Below are 21,393 nucleotides of genomic sequence, written 5' to 3'. Positions count from 1 at the left end.
GCCTGGTCACGAGTTCCGGCTCTGGGCGATCTGTTCGAAGGACGCCAGGATCCTGTCCTGAAGGACCTCCGCCAGGGCGGCGACGGTCGGGGCGGCGAAGAGCTCCCTCGGGGAGATCTCGACGTCGAACGCGCGCCGCGCCCTGGAGGCCACCCGCAGGCTGGTGATGGAGTCACCGCCCAGGTCGAAGAAGTCGTCGTGCACCCCGACCCGCTCGACCGCCAGCACTTCCGCCCAGATTCGGACAAGGGCCTCCTCGGTCGGGTCGCGCGGAGCCACGTAGCCGGCGCTCGCGCCTCCCCTCGCCTCCGGCTCCGGCAGCGCCCGGCGGTCCACCTTGCCGTTGGCGTTCAGCGGCAGCCGCTCCAGGGAGACGAACGCGGAGGGGACCGCGTAGGAGGGGAGCCGCTCGGCCAGCGCCCCTGCCAACTCGGCCGGGGAGGGCGGGGTGTGTCCTGCGGCCGGCACCACGTAGCCCACGAGGTACCTGCGCCCGGCGGCCTCCTCACGGGCGACGACCACCGCCTCGGCCACGTCGGGGCGGGCGTGCAGCGCGGCCTCGACCTCGCCCGTCTCGATGCGGAACCCGCGGATCTTCACCTGGTCGTCGGCCCGGCCGAGGAACTCGATGTCCCAGCCGTCACCGCCGTCCCCTCCCCCGCCGTTCGCGCTCCAGCGGACCCTGTCGCCGGTGCGGTACAGGCGGCCCCCCGTACCGAACGGGTCGGCGACGAACCGTTCCGCGGTGAGCGCGGGCCGGCCGAGATATCCCCTGGCCAGGCCGCTTCCCGCGAGATACAGCTCGCCGGGAGCGCCGGGCGGCACGGGCGCGAGGTCGTGGTCCAGCACGTAGACGCGCATACCGTCCATCGGGCGGCCGATCGGCGCGGCACCCGCGCCGGCGAGCCTCGGCGTCATCTCGCGGCAGGTGGCGAAGGTCGTGGTCTCCGTGGGGCCGTAGACGTGGTGGACCGCCGTCTCCGGGCAGTGCTCCATCACCCGCAGGAACGCCGCCGGCGAAGCGGCCTCACCTCCCGTCCACACCTCACGCAGCCCGGCGAAGCATCCGGGCAGCTCCTCGGCGAAGAGGTTGAACAGCGCCGTGGTGAGGAACATCCCGGTGACCCCGTGCGCGGCGACCAGCCGCGACACGCTCCTCGCGTCCAGTTCGCCCTCGGCGACCACCACCCGGCCACCGGCCAGCAGCGGTACCCACATCTCGTAGGTGGCGGCGTCGAAGGCGTGCGGGGAGTGGAACAGGACACGCTCGTGCCCTCCCGAGCGCCACCGGCGGTCCGCGGCCAGGCTCACGATGTTGCGGTGGGTGACCGCCACGCCCTTGGGCACCCCGGTCGAGCCGGAGGTGTACATCACGTATGCCAGCCGGTCGGGGTCCCCGACGGCCCGTTCCCCGAGCGGGGGTCCGTCCAGGACCTCGTCGCCGTCCACCACGACCACCGGGGGAACCTTGTGGATCGTGTCGCCGCCCGCGGACCCCGGCCCGGTGATCCCGGCGGTCTGCGAGACCGTCGCCCGGTCCGTCAGCACCGCCACCGCCTCGGTGTCCCGCAGGATCCAGCGCAGCCGGTCGGGCGGGTAGCTCGGGTGCAGCGGGACGTAGGCGCCCCCGGCCTTGAGCACGGCGAGCATCGAGACCAACGCGTCGGCCGAGCGGACCTGGAACACCGCCACCCGCGACTCCTCGGCCACCCCCAGGGACGCCAGGTGACGCGCCAGCCTGTCGGAGCGCTCGTCCAGGTCCGCGTACGTGAGAGTCTCGCTCTCCGACACCACGGCCACCTCGTCGGGGACCGCGCGCGCCCGGTCGGCGAACAGCCGGTGAACGCACGATCCGGGGACGTCTCCGGCCGTGTCGTTCCACTCCACCAGCATCCGGCGGCGCTCGCGCGGCGACTGCGAGGGCAGCGACCGGATGTTCCGCTCCGGGTCGGCCGCGATCTCCTCCAGCAACGCGGCCAGGTTCTCCCCGAGGCGCCGCACCGTGGCGGGGTCGAACAGTGCCTCGTCGTGGAGCAGCACGAAGGACAGCTCCTCCCCCGGGTAGACGACCAGGTTGAGGGGGTGGCCGTTCACCTCGGCGGCGTCGACGTCGCGCAGCCGCACTCCGGCGGCGGTGGCCGGGGCGTGGTCGACCGGGTAGTTCTCGAAGACCACGATGCTGTCGAAGAGTCGCGCGCCGGGCGGCAACTCACTCCAGGAGCGCACCTGGGGCAGCGACACGGCGTCGTGCTCGCGCGCCCGCGCCTGTTCCTCCTGCAGCTCGCGCAGCCACGGCACGAGGGGCGCCCTCTCGTCCACGACGACCCGGACCGGCAGCGTCTCGATGAAGATGCCGATCATTGACTCCGCGCCCGCCAGGTCCGCGGGACGGCCGGAGACCGTCGCGCCGAAGCAGATGTCGGGGGCGCCGCCGTAGCGGGACAGCAGGATCCCCCAGGCGCCCTGCACGAGGGTGTTCAGCGTGATCCCCCCGTGCCTGGCGTGTTCGGCGAGCCTCCGCGAGACCGCGGCCGGCAGCCTCACGTTCACCCGCCCGGCCGCGCGGGGCCGGTGGTCCGGGGTGGGCGGGCGGTCGTACGGCAGGGGTGTCGGCTCGGTGAACCCGGCGAGCGTCCCGCGCCAGTACGTCTCGGCGGCCGCCTCGTCCCGGCCGAGTAGCCACTCGACGTGGTCGCGGAAGGGCCGGCGCGCCTCGGGCCGCCAGTCACGTCCCTCGACGCGCGCGGCGTAGCAGGAGAGCACGTCCGCGAGCAGCCGGTGGACGCTCCACCCGTCCAGCAGGATGTGGTGCAGGGTCCACAGGACCCGTACCCGGGTGTCGTCGAGCCGGATGATCGCCAGCCGGGTGAGCGGGGGCGCGGTGAGGTCCAGCCCGGCCTCCCTGTCCCGGGTGAACAGCCGCTCCAGTTCGAGCCGCCGCTCCGCCTCCGGCAGGTCGCGCCAGTCGTGGTGGGCCACCGGAGGCCGCGCCCGCCGGTGGACGATCTGTAGCGGATGGTCGAGCCCCTCCCACGCGACGGAGGTGCGCAGGACCGGGGTCCGCTTCGCGACGAGCCGCCATGCCTCGCCGAGCGCCTCGGGGTCGGTGACCCCCTCGACCACCATCTCGAACCGGGCCGTGTAGACGTCCGAGCCCGGTGCCATCAGACCGTCGAAGAGCATGCCGCTCTGGGTGGGGGTCAGGGGGTAGACGTCCGTCACGGTCCGGCCGGTGCCGACCAGCGCGTCGAGGCTCGCCTGGTCGAGCCGGGCCAGCGGGAAGTCCGAGGGGGTGCGTCCGCCCGCGCCCGGCTCGGCGCAGTGCCGGACGATCCGTTCCACGGTCGCGGCGAACTCGTGGGCCAGCCGCTCGACGGTGGCGGGCCGGTGCAGATCGGGCGAGTAGTACCAGGTGACCTGGAGTCGCCCGGATCTGACGGAGCCGACGACGTCGAGTACGTGCGGGCGGTTGTCGCGCGGGTCCTGGAACAGCTCGATACCGGAGATCTCGCGGTAGAGGTCGTCTTCCGCGGCCTCGGTGTCGAACCGGCCGAGGTAGTTGAGGCAGATCTGGGGGACCGGGTCTCCCGCGAGCGGGGAACCGTCCCGGTAGCGCAACGCGCCGTACCCCAGCCCGCGCCGGGGGACCGCCCGCACCTGCTCCTTGATCGCCTTGAGGAGAACGCCCGGTTCGTCGTCGCCGGGGACCTCCAGAGCCAGGGGGAAGTAGCTGGTGAACCACCCGACCGTGCGCGTGAGGTCCACGTCGGGGAGGATCTCCTCGCGTCCGTGGCCCTCCAGCCCGAGCAGGAGGCGGTCGCGCCCGGTCCATCCGGAGACGACGCGGGCGAGGGCCGCCAGCAGCACGTCGGTGATCTCGGTGCGGTAGACGTCGGGGACCTCGCGCAGCAGGGCCCGGGTGGTGGCCTCGTCCAGCTCGACGGAGACCTCACGGGTGCTCTCCACGGTGTTGAGCCCGCGCCCGCCCCCGGGAGGCGCCTGCCGCGCCTCGCCGAGTTGTCCTGCGGAGGGCGTCTCGGAAGGGCTGCCGCCGGAGGGACGGGCGAGGAGTTCGCGGAAGGACCCGCCGAGGGGCCCGTCGAGAGGCAGGTCCGCGGCGGTGCCCTCGCGGCTCACCTCGGCCCAGTGGTCCAGTTCGTCGTCGAATCCACCGGCCCGGACATGCTCGGCCAGTCGCAGGCTCCAGTCCTGGAACGAGGTCGTGACGGGGCCCAGGTCGACGCTCTCTCCCCGGAGCACCTGGCCGTACGCGGTGCGCAGGTCCTCCAGCAGGATGCGCCACGACACACCGTCCACCACGAGGTGGTGGGCGGTCAGCAGCAGCCGCGGCCCGCGCCCGGTCCTGAACAGCACGGCGGCGACCAGCGGTCCTGCGCCGAAGTCGACGCGGGCCTGCGCGGACGCCGTCTCCCGCTCCACCGCGGCGTCCAGCTCCGCGCCGGTGAGGCCGGACAGGTCCGCCAGGCGCAGGATCTCCCCGTCCTCGGCGGGGACGACCCGCTGTGACCAGCCGCCCCCGCCTCCTGTGGAGGTCTCGAAGCGTGCCCGCAGCGCGTCGTGCCGCTCGACCAACGCCGCGACCGCCGCCCGCAGCGCCGTCTCGTCGACGTCGCCGGCGAGTTCCACGGTGACGAACTGGTTGAACACCTCGGGGACGGTGAATCTCTCGAAGAGGAAGTGCTGGATGGGCGTCAGCGGTGCCCTACCGCCCGCGGTGGCGCCCGCCGCGTTCCCAGGCCCGCCGATGGTCGTGGTGCCGCGCGCCTCGGTCACGTGCGGGCTCAGCGCGGCGATCGTCTGCCGGCGGAACAGGTCCCTGGAGGTGAATCGCAGCCCGGCCGCGCGGGCCCTGGACACGAGCTGGATGGCGAGGATGGAGTCGCCGCCGAGGGCGAAGAAACCGTCCTCGACACCGACCCGGTCGACGCCCAGCACCTCGGCCCAGATCACGGCAAGTTCCCGCTGCACGGGGTCGCCCGGCGGGACGTAGCCACCGTTCTGGCGCCCGGCGGCGCCGGGCTCCGGCAGTGCCGCGCGGTCCACCTTGCCCCGCGCGGTCAGCGGGAACTCCTCAAGGACGACGATCGCGGCGGGCACCATGTGGTCCGGCAGGATCGAGGCCGCGAAGGCGCGCAGCCCGTCCGGGTCGGGCCGGGCGTCTCCCGCGGGGACCACGTATCCCGTCAGCGCCAGACGATCGTGGCCCGGCCTGGCCGTGGTGGCCACGACGACGGCCTCGGCCACGCCGGGGTGACCCTGCAGCGCGCTCTCGATCTCCCCGGGCTCCACCCGGAAGCCCCGGATCTTCACCTGCTGGTCGGTGCGGCCGAGATACTCCAGGTCGCCTCCGGGCAACCGGCGGACGAGGTCCCCGGTACGGTACATCCGGCCGCCGGGGGCCCCGAAGGGATCGGCGACGAACCGCTCGGCGGTCAGGTCCGGCCTGTTCAGATAGCCCCTGGCCAGTCCCGCACCCGCGAGATAGAGCTCCCCCGCGACCCCCACGGGCACCGGGTTGGCGTAGTCGTCCAGGACGTACGCCGCGGTGTTGGCGACGGGCGAGCCGATGGGGGGCAGCGCCCCGGCTCGCCCGGCGTCGCGGTGCGCGACCTCACCCGCGGTGGCCACGACCGTGGCCTCGGTGGGACCGTAGTTGTTGACCAGCCGGTACGTCGTCCCGTGACGCGGGCGGCGGCGGAGAACGTCCCCGCCGGTCAGGATCGTGCGCAGCCGGGTGCCCGTGAGGGCGGTCTCGTCCAGGACCGCGTCCAGTCTGGGGGTCGGCAGGAAGCAGATCGTGGTGCCCATCCGGGCGAACCACTCCACCAGTGCGGCCGAGTCGTCCAGCGTCTCCCGGTCCGGCAGCGCCACCCTGGCACCGGCGCAGAGGTAGGGCCACAGTTCCCACACGGCGGCGTCGAATCCCAGCGACGCGACCTGGGAGGCCCGGTCGCCGGGGACCACCTCGAACGCCTCGTTGTGCCAGGCGCACAGGTCCGCCAGGTTCCGGTGTTCGACCATCACGCCCTTGGGACGGCCGGAGGAGCCGGAGGTGTAGACGATGTAGGCCAGGTCCGCGCCGTCCACCACGGTGTCGGGCTCGGTTGGCGGCTCGGTGACCGGCCGGTGGGCGTCACCCGGCCCTCCGGTGTCCGGCCGCGCCGCGACGACGTCCAGCGGCACGGTCACGGCGTCGAGGGCGTCCAGGTCACGGGCCGTGGCCGCCGTCGCGCGGTCGACCAGTATGACCCGCGCGCCGGTGTCCGCCACCACGTAGCCGAGCCGACCGGCCGGAGTCTCGGGGTCGAGCGGCACGTACGCGCCACCGGCCTTCAGCACGCCGAGGAGGCCGGCGACCAGTTCCGGGCCGCGCTCCGCGCACACCACGACGGGCACTCCGGGACCGACCCCGAGCGCGCGCAGGCGGCGGGCCACCCGGTTGGCACGTCCGTCCAGTTCGGCGTAGGTCAGCGTCCCGCTCCCGTGCTCCAACGCGACGGCGTCCGGCGCCAGCCGCACCCGCTCGGCGAACGCGCGGTGGACGGGGAGGTCCGCGCCGCGCTCCCTGAGCACGCCTTTCCACCCGGCCGCGGACCGCCGCTCGGCCTCGGTCAGCAGCGGCAGCCGGGCGAGTGGCCGGTCGGGATCCTCGGTCACGGCGGTCAGCAGGACCTGCAGGTGGCCGGCCATGCGCTCGACGGTCGCGCGGTCGAACAGGTCGGTGCTGTACTCGATCATCACGTCGAGCGCGCCGTCGCGCTCGACGAACTCCAGTGTGAGGTCGAAGATCGACGACACGTGGGGGAGCCGGAAGCCCTCGGTGCGCACGCCGGTGAACTCCAGCCGCCTCTCCGGTACGTTCTGCAGCGCCACCATCGCCTGCACCAGCGGGGTACGGCTCGGGTCACGCCCGTCGCTCAGCTCGTCCACCAGGCGCTCGAACGGGACGTCCTGGTTGCCGAAGGCACCGAGCACCGTCTCACGCACCCGGCCGAGGAACTCGGTGAAGGACACCCGCCCGTCGACCGCCGACCGGAGCACCAGGGTGTTGATGAAGCATCCGATGAGCGGTTCCAGTTCGGGGCGGTCGCGTCCGGAGATGGGGGTGCCGACCGCGATGTCCCGCTGGGAGGAGTGGCGGGCGAGCAGCACCTTGCAGACCGCGGTCAACGTCATGAACAGCGTGGCGTCGTTGCGCGCGCCGAGCCCGTTGAGCGCGGCGGTGAGCTCGCGGGACAGGGTGAAGCGGTGGGCCGCCCCGGCGGAGGATCGCACCGCCGGACGTGGCCGGTCGGTGGGCAGTTCGAGGGGCGACAGCCCCGCGAGTTGCTCCCTCCAGTAGCCGAGTTGCCCCTCAAGGGCCTCGTCGGTCCACCGCTCCCGCTGCCAGACGGCGTAGTCGGCGTACTGGACGGCCAGCGGCGCCGGCCCGGCCCGGCCCGCATCCGCGGCATCGTCCGCGGCGGCACTTCCGGCACCTTCACCTGCGGCGTTTCCTGCGGCCTCGTACAGCGCGCTCAGCTCGTCGGCGAGCACCCCCATCGACCAGGCGTCGATCACCGAATGGTGCACGGTCAGCACCAGCAGGTGCTCGCGCTCGGCCCTGCGCAGCAGGACCATCCGGAGCACGGGTCCGCGTGCCAGGTCGAAGGGCCGGCTCACCTCGCGACGCAGCAGGCGATCCAGTTCCTCCTCCCCCAACCCTGAGGCGTCCATCGTGACCAGCGGGACCGCGAGACGCCCGGCGGGGTGTACCACCTGCAACGGCTCGCCGCCGGTCGAGGAGATGGTCGTGCGCAGCGACTCGTGCCGCGCGACGAGCCCGCGCAGGGCCGCCTCCAGCGCGGAGGGATCCAGCTCGCCGAGCAGCCGGTAGCCGAACCGGACGTTGTACTCGGTGGCGTCGGGGTCGAACTCGTGGAAGAACCAGAACCGTCGCTGGGGGAAGGACAGCGGCAGGTCCCGGTCGCGGGACACCGGCACGACGGAGCCCTCCGTCGTGCCCAGGCCACCCGCCTCTCCCCCGCCCGAGGTGACCGACGCCGCCAGCGCGGCGATCGTCCGCGACTTGAAGACGGCGCGGGCGGGAAGCTCCGCGCCGAGGGCCGCCCTGATCCGCGGGAGCACCCGGAAGGCGAGCAGGGAGTTGCCGCCGAGTTCGAAGAAGTCGTCCTCCACTCCGACCCGGTCGAGGCCGAGCACCTCGGCCCAGATCTCGGCGATCGCCCTCTCCTTGTCGTCGCGCGGTGCGCCGTAGCCGGCGTCGGTGCCGTCCTGCCGTGTCGGCGCCGGCAGCGCCGCGCGGTCGAGCTTGCCGCCGGCCGCCAGCGGCAGCCGTTCCAGGGCGAGGAACACCGAGGGGATCATGTGCTCGGGAAGGGTCCGTGCCAGGAACTCGCGCAGTTCCGCCGCGGGAACCGTCTCACCCGCCGGGACGAAGTAGGCGAGCAGGCGCGTGTCCGGCGAGCCCTCCCCCGAGGGCACCACGGCGACCTGGGCGACCCCGGGGTGCCCGGCCAGCGCCGACTCGACCTCACCGGGCTCGACACGGTGCCCCCGGATCTTGACCTGGTCGTCGGTGCGCCCCAGGTACTCCAGGTCCTCTCCGCGCAGGCGCCGCACCAGGTCGCCGGTGCGGTACATCCGCTCGCCGGGCCCGCCGTACGGGTCGGCGACGAACCGCTCGGCGGTCGCGTCCGGCCTGCCGTGGTAGCCGCGGGCCAGCCCGGCACCGGCCACGTACAGCTCTCCGGGCACACCCTCGGGAACGGGCCTCAGGAAGCGGTCGAGCGCGTAGGCACGCGTGCCGCGCATCGGCCTGCCGATCGCGACGGGTCCGGACAGCGGCCCGGCCCCCGGTTCGACCCTGAAGGAGACGCAGCCGACGGTCGCCTCGGTCGGGCCGTACTCGTTGACCACCGTCACGCCGGGATGCCGCGTCCGCCACCGGTCGAGCACCTCGCCCCACAGCGCCTCCCCGCCGATCACCAGTTCCGCGACCGGTGAGCGGTCCTCGGGCAGGCTCTCCAGGATCGGCAGGTGGCTGGGGGTGATCTTCAGGAAGGACGGCCGCTCCCGGACCTCGCCGGGACGACCGCCGTCCAGCTCGCCCACCTCGACCCTGCCTCCGGCCGCGAGAGGCCCCCACAGCGTGGTCACCGTCAGGTCGAACGACGTCGACGTGTGCAACAGCGCCGTTCCCGCCAGTCCCGGGTAGTCGCGCTCGCAGCACGCCAGGTAGCTCGCGAGCTGGCGGCGCTCGACCAGCACACCCTTGGGACGGCCGGTGGAACCGGAGGTGTAGATCGCGTACGCCAGGTTCGCCGGACCCGCCTCGCAGCCGGGAGCGGTGACCGGCTGCGACGCGATCAGTGGCCCGTCGCCGTCCAGGCAGACCACTCGCGCGGACGTCGTGGGCAGCCGCTCCCGCAGGTGCGCCTGGGTCACGACGGCGGCGGCGCCCGCGTCGGCGAGGGCGAACGCCAGGCGACCTGGCGGGTTGTCCGGGTCCAGCGGCAGGTAGGCGCCACCCGCCTTGAGCACGCCCAGCAGCGCCACGACGAGCTCCACGCCACGCTCCGCGAAGACACCGACGAGCGTGTCAGGGCCGACACCGCGGGCACGGAGGTGGTGCGCGAGCTGGTTGGCGCGGGCGTCGAGCCGCCCGTAGGCGAGCGACTCCCCGCCCGAGGCGACGGCCGTCGCCTCGGGGGCGCGGCGCACCCGCTCGGCGAACAACTCCAGCAGGTCCCGGTCTCCCGGCTGCCCGGCGGTGTCCGGGAACGGCTGTGCGGCGGCGCCCTCGGGCGCGCGTACGGACGATGCGTCGTGAGTCACGCTGACTCCTGCCTTCGAAGACGTGTCCGGTGGCGGTCCGGCGGTGGATCGACGTTGGATCGAGGGTGGGTCGAGGGCGTCCGGTGACGGTCCCGCGGCGGATCGGCGGTGGTCCGGCCGCGACCGGGTGGCGCCCTCGGCGGCCCGGTGACGGAGCCGACGGGCTAGTAGATGACTCTGGAGGAGGCGCTCAGCCTGAACTCCCGCGATTTGCGCAGGTCCCTCGTCACGTTCAGCCGGCGCAGCCAGCGGTCCGTCCCGTCGAAGCGCGCACTGAAGGGCTTACGACCGTGGACGGCCTTGTAGTTGTCGATGAGGCAGATGTCACCGGGCTTGAGGACGACACCGGTCATCGTGGAATCGATCGCCGCGCCGAACGCCTCGAGCGCTTTCCCCGCGTCCTCGTCCTGAATCCCGTCCATATAGTGCGGGTCGACGCGGATATACGGCTCGTCGGGGTCGCCGAAAAGAACCGCCACCGGCTCCGGATTATCCAGGGCCCGATCGACCTGACGATAACTGCGTTTCCGCAGATCCGCGACTTTCGCGTCGTCGTCGGTCACCGGAGCTCGATTGGCGGGACGGTGGGAGTCGTCCGGAAGAATATAGAAGCGTTCCTGCGCGAGAACGGTGCGGACATCATCGTCGATACGCACGTCGGAAACGTCGGCATAGGTCGTCTCGACCCCGTCGGGATTGCGCAGGCACATCAGTGCGAGATAGTCGGTGCGCAGCGGGTGGAAGGCGTCCTCGGTGTGCCACACGAGCGTTTCCTCGCTGCTCCAGCCGATCTGCTCGTGCTCGTACCCCTTGATGGGGAAGACATCGTGCATGATGTATCCGCCCTGCTGCGTCGCCCACCCGATGGGGTCCCCCAGCAGGGACGCGATGAGGAAGAACGCGATGTCCTGCCCGATGGTGGGCGAGGGCACCGGCTTGTTCTTCCAGTCGGCGGGGGTCGGGCCGATCCCCGCGTCGTCCACGGGAAGCCCGGAGATCACCAGGATTCCCGACGGCTCGGTGAGGCGGAAATCGTTGAGCGCGGCGCGAAGACGCCGGGGAAGCTCGTCGGCGTACGTCCGGCTCTCTCGCTGGAAATCGACGGACTCGACCGTCTCGTAACGCCGGGAGAGCTCGCGGACGACTTCTTCGATCGCCATTACGTCGTCGTTTCGCAGGTGTAGTGCCAGCACAAGTAACTCCCTCTGCCAACGGCAATCGCTTGTTGAGAATCACCGCGCCCGGCGACGGCTATTCGTCCCCGGCCCTAATCGAGCCTCCATCACCGTGAGGGCCGGGTTCAACGTCTTTGACTTGGAGGCTAAACAGCACAGTCAGCGCGGTCCTCGTGCTACGGTCATGGGAGGTTCTATTCTCCGGATCGGCCTTCCCCCACGTCGCCGTGCTTTCCATCCGCCGACGCGGAGCAGCGGAGGTCATATCTCTCCGGGTATGAGGCCGTCACCTTTTCGGCCAGCCGTTTCCAGAACGTCACCGGCACGACGAGGAGATTCACAGTGCGCCTGTCAGGTTTGACGCGGGTGACCAGCGCCGCCGCACATCTGCAGGTATTCGCGATATCCGGGATCAGCGCGGTGCTGGTCACCAGGGCCTATCTCCAACAGGCCGGATATCCCCAGCTCGGCGGCGGGAACCTGCACATCGCACACGTCCTGTGGGGCGGCCTGCTGATGATGGTGGGCCTGGGCGTCACGCTCGCGTTCCTCGGTCAGGCCGCGCGGACATGGGGCGCGGTCCTCGGCGGGGTCGGGTTCGGGCTGTTCGTCGACGAGGTCGGCAAGTTCGTCACCCAGACCACCGACTACTTCTACCGGCCGGCCGCGGGCATCATCTACCTGGTCTTCGCCACGCTGGTCACGCTCTCCCAGTGGCTGAAGGGCCGGACCGACTACTCCCGGCAGGAGCGCACGGCCAACGCCGTCTACGCGGCGCTCATCGGGGTGACCTCGGGGCTGACCGTGGAGCAGCGGCACGCCGCCGTGCGACTGGTCCAGGGTTCCGACGACGCGCTTGACGCGGCGGCGGTCCGGCTGCTCGGCATGGTGCCGGCCCGAGAGGCGGCTCCCGGGCGGATCCGGACCTGGTGGGCCCGAGCCCGCGCCACCCTCGACGGCTTGACCCGCCGTCCCCTGCTCGTCGCCCTCGTAGTGGTCTACCTCGTCGTCCAGGCGCTCCTCCCCCTGGTGGGCCTCGCCCTGGAGAACGCCCACGACTCACTCGACGGCGAGCAGGAGTGGGGGGCGGTGATCGGTATGGCGGCCTCGGCGACGGCCACGGTGGTGCTGGCACTGTGGGGAGCGGTGCGGCTGCGCAGGGACCGCGCGGCCGCCTTCCGGCTGTTCGGCACCGCGATGCTGATCGACATCCTCTTCGGCCAGGCTTTCGCGTTCGTCGTGAACCAGTTCTCCGCGCTCCCCGGCCTTGGAGCCGACCTGCTGATCCTGGCGGTCGTCTCCGCCGAGTCGCGGCGGCTGCGCACACTGGACTGACGAAAAAGCCCGGTCCCGGTCCGGTTGAACCGGACCGGGACCGGGCTCGGAGATACGAGGCTCCGGTCGGGGGACGTGACAGGGGATCGAACGACAGCAGGCGCGGGCATCAGGCCGAGGACGGCTCCGCCATCGCCACGGCGATCTTCCGCGGTCCCGTGAACGGCTCACGGCCGTGCGAGGCCAGCATGTTGTCGACGACCAGCAGATCGTCACGACGGTAGTCGAACCGTACGGAAGCCGCCCGGTAGCGCTCCCTCAGGTGGTCGGTGACGTCGTCGGGAATCGTCCCGCCGTCGCCGTAGTAGGTGTTGCTCGGCAGGTTCTCCTCCCCGCACATCTCCAGCAGTCCCAGCCTGACTCCCTCGGGGAGGGTGCTGATGTGGAAGAAGGTGGCGTGGTTGAACCAGACCGGGGCCCCGGTGACCGGGTGGTGGTGCACGGCCCGGCGAACGGCCCTGGTCCGCAGCCGGTCGCCGTCGAGCCACTCGGTCTCCACGCCGTTGCGCCGGCAGTAGTCCGTGACCTCGTCCCGGCTGTCGGTGTTGAACACCTGGCGCCACGACATGCCGAGCTCGTCACCGTAGTTGCGGACCACCATCCACCCACGCCGCTCGAACTCCTCGCGGACCTGCGGGTCCATCGTGTCGTGGACGGCACGGGTGGAGGCCAGCGGCGTGGCCCCCTGGGTCGACGGCGGCTCCAGGCAGTAGAAGTAGAGCACCATCGGCCAGACCGCCTGATAGGAGTTCTCGTTGTGCAGGAAGATCTCCTCCTGCGGCGGGTAGTCGGTCGAGGTGTAGACGTTGCCCTTGATCACGCTGCGCGGGGACGAACGTTCCTCGTAGGTCAGCGGCGCCCCGGACAGCTCGCGCACGACCTCGTCGAAGCCGTCGACACCGCCGACCTCGAAGTCGCGGAACAGCACGGCTCCGTGCACGGTGAGGCTCTTGCGGATCTGCTGCCGGTCGCCCCTCACCCGGTCGGTGATCCGGGTACCGCCCCCCTCGATGACGAGGGGCAGTTCGTGGCCGGTCATGCCTGGTTCCGCATCGCCTCGGCCAGGGTCTTCGGGCGCATGTCGGTCCAGTTCGCGGTGATGTGGTCCAGTGCCGCCTGCCGGTCCGTCTCAGGCAGGACGATGGTCCATCCGTCGGGCACGTCGATGAACGAGGGCCACAGGGAGTGCTGCCCCTCGTCGTTGACCAGCACGAGGTAGGTGCCTTCGGGATCTTCAAAGGGGTTCGAGCTCATGTTGCTCTCCTTTCCGGGATTCTGCGTCCGCGAGGTGTTGTCAGGAAGCGACGCGAAAGGGCGCGGGAGCCGGCACCGAGGTCAGTTGCGCTGGGGCTGGGGGGCTGTGAAGGGCTCCCCGTGCAGCAGCGCCATGCCCAGGGACGTGAGAGTGTGCAGGGCCGTGTTGCGGTTGCGCGCGGTGGTGATCAGACCTGCCTTGCGCAGTACGGTGGCGTGTTTGCTGGCCCCGGCCAGGGAGATCCCGAGCCGCTCGGAAAGCCCTCCCGTGGTGCAGCTCTCGGTGAGTGCCTGGAGCGCGGCGGCCCTGGTGTGCCCGACCAGTGCGCCGAGCGCCTCGTCGTCGGGCGCCGGCGTCTCCATCAGGTCGGACATGACGGCCGAGGTGCACGGCGCCGAGACCACCAGGGCGGGCAGCCCTGTCTCGTTCTCCCTGTCGAGGAATAGGTGGTTCCTGCCCTGCAGGAACAGCGAGGGACTCAGCAGCAGGCCGCGCCCGTTCAGGTGGACGTCGCGGTCCTCCGCGTCGGGGATCTCCAGCACCGGAGGGTTCCAGCACAGCCTGGGGTGCAGCGTCTCGAGCAGGCACTCGACACCGTTGGTGATCGCTATCCGGCCGTACACCTCGCGTTCCGACTCCAGGTGCCCGCGCACCCTGCTCCAGTACGGCAGGACGGCCACCTGGCAGAACCCCAGCATGGTGGCGGTCACCCGCCTGCTGGTCCACTCCTCGGCAGGAGAGCGCGGTGCGGCGCGGTCCGGCGAGCGTCCGGCCATTTCCAGCAGTTCCGCCGACGCCCGGCGTTCGCGGATCAACTGCTCCACGTTGCGGACGCCCTCTCCCAACCGGTCGCGTACGTGCCTGCGCCACACGTTGAAGAACGCGCCACCGGTGCGGCCGAAGAGGTCGAGCGCGAACACGCTCTCGGCCACCGGTCCGAGACTCGCGACCATGCGCAGGCGCGCCAGATCCTCAACAGTGAAATGAATCCTCAACACCGCGCCCCCAGCGTTGTAGAAAGATTAGTTGTTCTTCCTGTTGGAAGTGGTCGGCGCCTCCAAGGGGAAGGCGCCATCGAATAATGGTCCCCTACGCCCCGGAACCTGGCCCGTTTTGATCTCGTCGAGCGCCGGCCGACACTCGAGGCCACCCGAGAGAATCCAATCGGAAACCGAGAGTGACATTCTCACCACTCCGAAATGGCCCGTTAACAACCTAACTGCGACGTCGAGCGGAAGTCAACTCTCGTTAGAGGAGAGGGGAAACTCCATACACGCCAGCTTATGCACCTCAACCGAATAGCCTCTGACCTGCGACATTGCCCCTAAGTTTCGGGCCCCTCCTCGGCCACGGGCTTCGGGTCGGATGGGTGAGCACACCGGAAGGCGGGCGGGCAAGCGGCGGCAGGCCCCTTACCGGTTCGGCCGCCGACCCGCCGCACAGCGCACGGAACGCGCGCCTGACCCCACTGTTTAGCTACCGAGTCAATGATGTGGAATCTACCCGCTCTTTCGGTGCAGGCTTTTCGAAAGGCTGGGGCGGGTAACGCCATCGGGCCAAATCTTCCGCACTCCCCGGCGTCTCGCGGTCTTCTCCCGATGTTCCATTCTCACGCGCAGGGATAAGGGTTCAGAATGGTCAAAAGCGTAGTTATCGTCGGAGGTGGCACGGCGGGCTGGATGACCGCCTCGTACCTGCGGGCGGCCTTCGGCGACCGGATCAGCGTGACGCTGGTCGAGTCGAAGAACGTCCCCACCATCGGGGTCGGTGAGGCGACCTTCAGCACGATCCGCCACTTCTTCGACTATCTGGGCTTGGACGAACGCGAGTGGATGCCGGAGTGCCAAGCCACCTACAAGCTGGCGATCCGGTTCGAGAACTGGCGTGCCCAGGGCCACCACTTCTACCACCCGTTCGAGCGTCTGCGCACGGTGAACGGCTTCCCGATCACCGACTGGTGGCTGAACGAGCGTTCCGGCGACCGGTTCGACAAGGACTGCTTCGTCATCGCCTCGCTCTGCGACGCGAAGAAGTCTCCCCGCTATCTCTCCGGCGCCCTGTTCGAGCAGGACTTCACCGAAGCCGGCGGCGAGCGCGGCTACCGCACCACGCTGACCGAGCAGGACACCCAGTTCCCCTACGCCTATCACTTCGACGCCGCGCTGCTGGCGAGGTATCTCACGAAGTACGGCACCGACCGCGGCGTCCATCACGTCCTCGACGACGTCGTGGACGTGAACCTCGACGAGCGCGGCTGGATCGCCGACGTCGTCACCAAGGAGAGCGGCACGCTGCGGGGCGATCTGTTCATCGACTGCACCGGCTTCCGCGGAATGCTGCTGAACAAGGCGCTCTCCGTGCCCTTCAGGTCCTACCAGGACGCACTGCCCAACGACAGGGCGGTGGCACTGCGGGTGCCGGTGAACATGGCCGAGCGGGGTATCCGTCCCTGCACCACGGCCACGGCGCAGGACGCGGGATGGATCTGGACGATCCCGCTGTTCGGCCGTGTCGGCACCGGCTACGTCTACGCCGGCGACTACTGCACACCTGACGAGGCCGAGCGGACCCTCCGCGAGTTCGTCGGCCCGGCCGCGGACGACCTGGAGGCCAACCACATCCGAATGCGGATCGGCCGGAGCGAGAACTCCTGGATGAACAACTGCGTCGCCATCGGACTGTCGAGCGGGTTCGTCGAGCCGCTGGAGTCGACCGGCATCTTCTTCATCCAGAACGCCGTCGAGCAGCTGGTCAAGCACTTCCCCGGCGAACAGTGGGACGACCGCTTGCGCGAGTCGTACAACCGCCAGGTCGCCAACGTGATGGACGGCGTACGCGAGTTCCTGGTGCTGCATTACCATACCGCGGCGCGCGCCGACAACGACTACTGGAAGGACGCCACGACCCGGCCGGTCCCCGACGGGCTGGCCGAACGCCTGGAGCAGTGGCAGGTCAAACTGCCCGACTCCGAGACGATCTTCCCCCATTACCACGGGTTCGAGCCCTACTCCTACACCGCCATGCTCCTCGGGCTGGGTGGCCTCCCCGTACAGGCCCCCCCGGCGCTGAAGCTCTTCGACGGCACCGCCGCCGCCAGGGAGCTGCGCCTGGTCCGCGAGCAGGCCAGGGAACTCGTCGAGAAACTGCCCAGCCAGTACGAGTACTTCGCGCACCTGCACGACCTGTCCTCCGAAGGGCGAAACGCGTTCAGCACGGCGTGACGAACCACGCCGCGGCGACGGGCCGGGCGGCGGACGGCGGGGCACGCCGGTCCTGCGCCGACGCCGCCCGGTCCGGGCCCATGAGCCGCGGCCACACCGCGAGCGACGCCGGTGACCGCGACCAGCCCGTCGTAAGCCCCGATCGAGCGAACTACGAGGCGCCGGGTCCCGAGGGCACGGCCGCCGGAAAAGGAGCGCCGCGGTGAAGGACCCACTCCTCGGCCTTTCTCCCTTTGACACCCCTTTCGAGCCCCCCTTCGGCGCCCCCTTCGAACCTCCCCCCACGACGCCGCCGGTCGAGCCCGCGCTGTTCAGGTCACTGATGTCGGCCTTCCCCAGCGGGGTCGCCATCGTGACGACGGCGGAACCCGACGGCCGGCCGTGGGGGATGACCTGCTCCTCGGTGTGCAGTGTCGCGCTGGACCCGCCGACGCTGCTCCTGTGCGTCCGCAGGCGCAGTCCGACACTGCAGGCGATGCTGAAGCTGTCCACCTTCACCGTGAACCTCCTGCACGACCGCGCGCGGTACGCCGCGGAACTTTTCGCCTCGGGAGCGGAGGACCGCTTCGAACGGGTCCGATGGCACGTGGAGCCCTCCTTCGGCGGGCCACACCTCGTGGAGGAGGCCCACGCGTTCGCGGACTGCCAGGTCACCCGCACGGTCGAGGTGGGCGACCACACGGTGGTGTTCGGTGAGGTGTTCCGGGTGGAACAGCGCACGCGGGCGGTGCCCCTGCTGTACGGGCTCAGGCAGTACTCCTCCTGGTCGCCCGCCCCCCGGCCCGAGGAACCGCGACCGGCCGGCGGCATGCTCACCTGAGGCGCCGCGGGAGGCGCGCGCCTGGCAGCCGGGACAACCTCCACGCCCACAGCGAGCGGCGGTAGGCACGGGCGACGTCGCACAGGAAGGCGATGTCGCTGGCCAGGTCGTCGCCGCCGGGTACGGCAACCGAGGGCGGCTCCCCGGCCCGCGCCTCGCCATCGCCGGCGTTGCCGGCCGCGTCGGCGTTGCCGGCCGCGTCGGCGTTGCCGACGGCGCGCAGCGCGGCCGACAGCGTCGCCGCCTCCACGACGGCGTCCAGCATGCGGCCGGTGACCCCCACCCGCACGGCCCGCTCTCGCGCCGCGGCCGCGACGTCCGGATCGAGGCGGTGCCGGAGGATCATCCGGCCGTCCCGGATCTCGATGACCCGCCGGTACAGGCGCAGGCCGAGGTCGCGCGGCGTCAGCAGGTCCGCCAGGAGATGCGGCGGCCGCACGAGGGCGATCTGGGGGTTGGCCCGGTACAGCCCTCTCCACAGCGGGCGGAGCACGAGGTAGACGCGGTAGCGCCGCAGCCACTCCAGCAGCGCGGGCAGCCGCAGAAAGGGTGCCCACGCCGACATGGTGGCGCCCAGCAGGATGAGAACGGGAACCGCGAGAGGCAGCAACGCGTCCAGCAGGCGTCCGACCCCCGGGGCCCGGTCATACCCCAGGCGGTCCACGGCGAGCAGCAACGCCTTGTTGACGTGGTGGACCAGGGCCGCGATCACCCCGGCGGCGACCAGTCGCAGCCCGACCCGGACGAAGACGTTGCCGCTCAGGCGGGAGTAACGCCACGCCATCCTGCCCATGCTGTGGAAAGCCGGCACGAGGTACGCGCCGAGGATGACCCAGTACTCCAGAACCCAGAGTTCGCCCCCGTAGCGGCCGGTGAACGACCGGTCGTTCACCGGCGTGTCGGCGAGCGCGAAGGCGAGGGCCATCGCCGCCAGGACACCCGCCGCCCACCACCCCTGGCGTCTGAACCGCGCCCGGGGATCATCCACCGCCGGGTCCAGATACAGCAGGAACACCTGCCCCATCAGGGCGGCCTCCAGCAGCGCCGCGTGCCCGAGGAACCTGGCCAGGTTCGGCACGCCCGTGAACCGCGCGACGGCGTCGTAGGGGGCGGGAGCGAGCACCGTGAAGGAGAGTGCCAGGGCGAGCAGGACCCTCAGAATCGCCCGCCTCGCCGGGTCGCGGGCGCGCAGGTCCGACTTGAGCAGCGCGAACACCAGGCAGATCCACGCCAGCAGCGGCGGGACGTACAGACCCATGCGACCACCTCGGCCGGCGGGCTATCGGGGAGAGTCCTCTGGCGTCCAGCCGAACGCGGCGTCTATTCGGCCGGCCGCCACCCCGCCGAGTCGCACGGGAGCGGTTGCCCGGCTGAACCGCTGCAGGATGAGCGAGGCGAGGAGTTCCGCCTCCTGTTCCTCGGCGGCGGAGTAGGAGGTACGTCCCAGAACCGTGCGCACCATCCGCGGGTCCAGGCCGGGCATGAGCGGCAGCGCGTACTCGGCGACCGGCAGCTGTGCCTTGTCGTGCCCGCACAGCAGGTGGCCCAGCTCGTGGAGGATGATGTGCTCCTGGTGCGGCGGCGTGGTCGCCTCCTCATAGAAGATCATGTCGACGTCGCCCACGGCCGCCCACAGGCCCATCACACCGAACCCGTTCCTCATCGGCGCCAGCCGGATGGCCCTGCCGCGCCTTCGCGCCACCGTTTCGCACAGTTCCACGGCGTCGAACGGCGTGGGCAGCGGGAGATCGCGCAGTATCTCGTCGCAGCGACGGCGTATCCGCTTGAAACTCGCCCCCGGACGGGTCATCGGGAGGCTCCAAGCCATTCACGCGGTCGAATATGGTTTCCGGGAAAAGTCCGGCCACCGCGCGTGAACATCTCCATCGACCCACCCCCGTGAGGTCTTGGTATTGTCTCCGCACCGAGCCTAGCAGGCCGGAGATCAAGTCGCGGTGTCAGAATGTCCCCAGCCAGCGCAATTCAGCCCAGGTCCGCGACCACGGTTCGTGAGGGTCACGGCACACCAGGATCTCCCTCCCCTGCTCGAAATGGGGAAACTCGAAAGTGAGCTCGCCGCGGGGCTCGCATTGGCCGAACAGCCTGGAGAACGAGGACCGGTCCACACCGACGGCCACCATGACCGTTTTATCATTTGCCGGAAGACCGAAATCGGCGTAGGAATTGTGGGCGCTGTATTCTCGCGGCAGCCCGTAACCGGGCCCGTACAGATTGAGAGCTCCCGCCTCACCGTAGTTGTGGCCGTAGACGACGGCTCGCGCCCGGTCCGCCTCGGGCAGAGACCGATAGACCTCGGCCACCTGGGCCGCCAGGCCGTCCCAGCCCGTCTGGCCGAACTGCTCCTCACCGAGCGCCGCCAGCACGGGGTCGCGGGCGTAGACCTCGGCGGGCAGGACCGGCAGCACCATCACCATGGCCAGCAGCGCGTTTCCGGCCAGCGCCGCCCAGACCAGGACCCGGCGCGAGATCGTCGCCGCCCAGCCGTCGGCCCTGACGCACCCGGCCACCAGCAGCACGGTCAGCAGGCCCTCGGTGTAGCGGGGGGCGCCACCGGCAAGGAGCAGGACGGGAACCATGACCAGGTAGGCCACGCCGAGCGAGCGGTAGGCGCGCCACTCGGGCCGGCGCATCAGTGCCAGCAGTCCCACGACCCACACCGGGGTCAGGAACGGGCCGATCATCAGCACCTGCCCCACGACGAAGTTGATCACGCTCGCGACCCCGAACGGCTCCGACAGGGTCCCGGTCATCGCGATCTGGGGCCAGCCGTTCAGCGCCTGCCAGATCAGGCCAGGCGCGGCGACCAGCGCGGCGACCGCGACGCCCGCCAGGAGGTGCCGGTCACGCAGCACCCGTCTGGGCCCCGCGACCAGCAGTCCCGCCACGAGACAGATCACGAGCAGCACCACGAGGTACTTGGCGAGCAGACCGACCCCGGCCACCAGTCCGGCGATCGGCCACCACCTTCGCTCGCCGCTGCGGATGACACGAATCACCGCCCAGCACACCGTCACCCAGACGAGGTGGTCCACGGCGGTGGGGTGGAGCACGTGTCCGGCGGCGAACGACGCCAGCGAACCGGCCGTCGCGCACGCCGCGAGCACCTGGGCTCTGCCGCCCCCGCCCAGTTCGCGGGCGATGAGCCCGGCGACCAGCACGGCGAGCCCGGCCAGCAGCGCGGGCACGACGCGAATCGCGACCAGGTTGTCCCCGAACAGCGCGATCTGCACGCGTGCCAGCAGCGGAATGAGGGGCGGCTGGTCCGCGTACCCCCAGTCGAGATGTCCCGCGGCGACCCGGAAATACAACTCGTCGACGTAGTACCCCTGTCCGCCGGAAAGCAGCAGGAACAGGGCCGTCACCCCGCCGGACACGGCCGCCAGTGGCCCTCGGCGCACCGGCGTGACCGGTGCCGCGCCTTTTTCCGAATACGGTTCTTGAATGGCCGTCACGGTCGACATGGAAGGGCACCTCTCATTCTCGATCCGCGACCCGCCACGACAGGAAGAACCTGCTTATGCTTTAAATAGGCGTTCCGCGTGAAATCACCGCGCCGGCAGGACGGCCGCTGGTGACAGCATGACGGCGGGTGCCCGAGAGGGCAACGACATTGAATCCTCGGGAAAATATGCAGCTCGCGTATTGAGCAACAAGGCGCTTGCGCCCATTCTTTTTTTGCATTATTTTTCCATCAATGCCCTGTCGTTG

At 70.8% G+C, this 21,393-nt stretch carries 11 protein-coding genes; 3 read left to right on the top strand and 8 right to left on the bottom strand.

The window, feature by feature from the left end:
• Window positions 1-6: 6 nt before the first annotated feature.
• A complete protein-coding gene (locus tag ABZ664_RS20895; protein ID WP_362512061.1) occupies window positions 7-9,858 on the bottom strand; it encodes an amino acid adenylation domain-containing protein in 9,852 nt (3,283 codons plus the stop codon).
• Between the two features lie 164 nt (window positions 9,859-10,022).
• Window positions 10,023-11,051 (bottom strand): guanitoxin biosynthesis L-enduracididine beta-hydroxylase GntD, encoded by a 1,029-nt coding sequence (gntD, locus tag ABZ664_RS20890; protein WP_362512058.1) that lies wholly within the window; start codon window positions 11,049-11,051, stop codon window positions 10,023-10,025.
• Window positions 11,052-11,375: 324 nt separating this feature from the next.
• Here gntD and ABZ664_RS20885 point away from each other — a divergent pair, with 324 nt between their 5' ends.
• Window positions 11,376-12,368 carry a hypothetical protein gene (locus tag ABZ664_RS20885; RefSeq protein WP_362512055.1) on the top strand — a complete coding sequence of 331 codons (993 nt, stop codon included), beginning with the start codon at window positions 11,376-11,378 and terminating at the stop codon, window positions 12,366-12,368.
• A 109-nt stretch (window positions 12,369-12,477) separates the two neighbouring features.
• On the opposite strand, the gene ABZ664_RS20880 is transcribed toward ABZ664_RS20885, so the two are convergent.
• From ABZ664_RS20880 to ABZ664_RS20870, 3 genes are all read right to left on the bottom strand, one after another.
• The gene (locus ABZ664_RS20880; protein ID WP_362512052.1) at window positions 12,478-13,407 is read right to left on the bottom strand and encodes a TauD/TfdA family dioxygenase; all 930 of its coding nucleotides are present in this window, start codon (window positions 13,405-13,407) and stop codon (window positions 12,478-12,480) included.
• Entirely contained in the window at window positions 13,404-13,622 is a 219-nt protein-coding gene (locus ABZ664_RS20875) for an MbtH family protein (protein ID WP_362512049.1), read from the bottom strand. Before ABZ664_RS20875 ends, ABZ664_RS20880 begins: the two co-directional genes overlap by 4 nt.
• 81 nt (window positions 13,623-13,703) lie before the next feature.
• Window positions 13,704-14,618, bottom strand: coding sequence for a winged helix-turn-helix domain-containing protein (locus ABZ664_RS20870; protein ID WP_362512046.1), 915 nt, complete (start codon window positions 14,616-14,618; stop codon window positions 13,704-13,706).
• Between the two features lie 639 nt (window positions 14,619-15,257).
• On the opposite strand from ABZ664_RS20870, the gene ABZ664_RS20865 reads away from it, so the two are divergent.
• Window positions 15,258-16,844 carry a tryptophan halogenase family protein gene (locus ABZ664_RS20865; protein WP_362512043.1) on the top strand — a complete coding sequence of 529 codons (1,587 nt, stop codon included), beginning with the start codon at window positions 15,258-15,260 and terminating at the stop codon, window positions 16,842-16,844.
• A gap of 202 nt (window positions 16,845-17,046) precedes the next feature.
• The gene (locus ABZ664_RS20860; protein WP_362512040.1) at window positions 17,047-17,664 is read left to right on the top strand and encodes a flavin reductase family protein; all 618 of its coding nucleotides are present in this window, start codon (window positions 17,047-17,049) and stop codon (window positions 17,662-17,664) included.
• Here ABZ664_RS20860 and ABZ664_RS20855 read toward each other — a convergent pair.
• The 3 genes from ABZ664_RS20855 to ABZ664_RS20845 all read right to left on the bottom strand — a co-directional run bounded on the left by ABZ664_RS20855 (window position 17,657) and on the right by ABZ664_RS20845 (window position 21,146).
• On the bottom strand, window positions 17,657-18,922 hold the full coding sequence (locus tag ABZ664_RS20855; protein WP_362512037.1) for an MAB_1171c family putative transporter: 1,266 nt from the start codon (window positions 18,920-18,922) through the stop codon (window positions 17,657-17,659). The two genes, ABZ664_RS20860 and ABZ664_RS20855, sit on opposite strands and share 8 nt — an antisense overlap.
• A 21-nt stretch (window positions 18,923-18,943) precedes the next feature.
• Window positions 18,944-19,474, bottom strand: a complete 531-nt coding sequence (locus ABZ664_RS20850; protein ID WP_362512034.1) for a hypothetical protein — start codon at window positions 19,472-19,474, stop codon at window positions 18,944-18,946.
• 148 nt (window positions 19,475-19,622) lie between these two features.
• Window positions 19,623-21,146, bottom strand: a complete 1,524-nt coding sequence (locus ABZ664_RS20845; RefSeq protein WP_362512031.1) for a glycosyltransferase family 39 protein — start codon at window positions 21,144-21,146, stop codon at window positions 19,623-19,625.
• Window positions 21,147-21,393 lie beyond the last annotated feature (247 nt).

Source organism: Streptosporangium sp. NPDC006930, assembly GCF_040635605.1.
Lineage (GTDB): Bacteria > Actinomycetota > Actinomycetes > Streptosporangiales > Streptosporangiaceae > Streptosporangium.
The sequence above is the reverse complement of the archived record's forward strand: the minus strand, read 5'-3'. Positions and strand labels throughout refer to the sequence as shown.

Bases quoted from the DNA above. Each gene is read 5' to 3' on its own strand.
- ABZ664_RS20880 (WP_362512052.1), bottom strand. From the start codon at position 13,407: ATGACCGGCCACGAACTGCCCCTCGTCATCGAGGGGGGCGGTACCCGG.
- ABZ664_RS20850 (WP_362512034.1), bottom strand. From the start codon at position 19,474: ATGACCCGTCCGGGGGCGAGTTTCAAGCGGATACGCCGTCGCTGCGAC.
- ABZ664_RS20845 (WP_362512031.1), bottom strand. From the start codon at position 21,146: ATGTCGACCGTGACGGCCATTCAAGAACCGTATTCGGAAAAAGGCGCG.
- ABZ664_RS20865 (WP_362512043.1), top strand. From the start codon at position 15,258: ATGGTCAAAAGCGTAGTTATCGTCGGAGGTGGCACGGCGGGCTGGATG.
- ABZ664_RS20875 (WP_362512049.1), bottom strand. From the start codon at position 13,622: ATGAGCTCGAACCCCTTTGAAGATCCCGAAGGCACCTACCTCGTGCTG.
- ABZ664_RS20855 (WP_362512037.1), bottom strand. From the start codon at position 18,922: ATGGGTCTGTACGTCCCGCCGCTGCTGGCGTGGATCTGCCTGGTGTTC.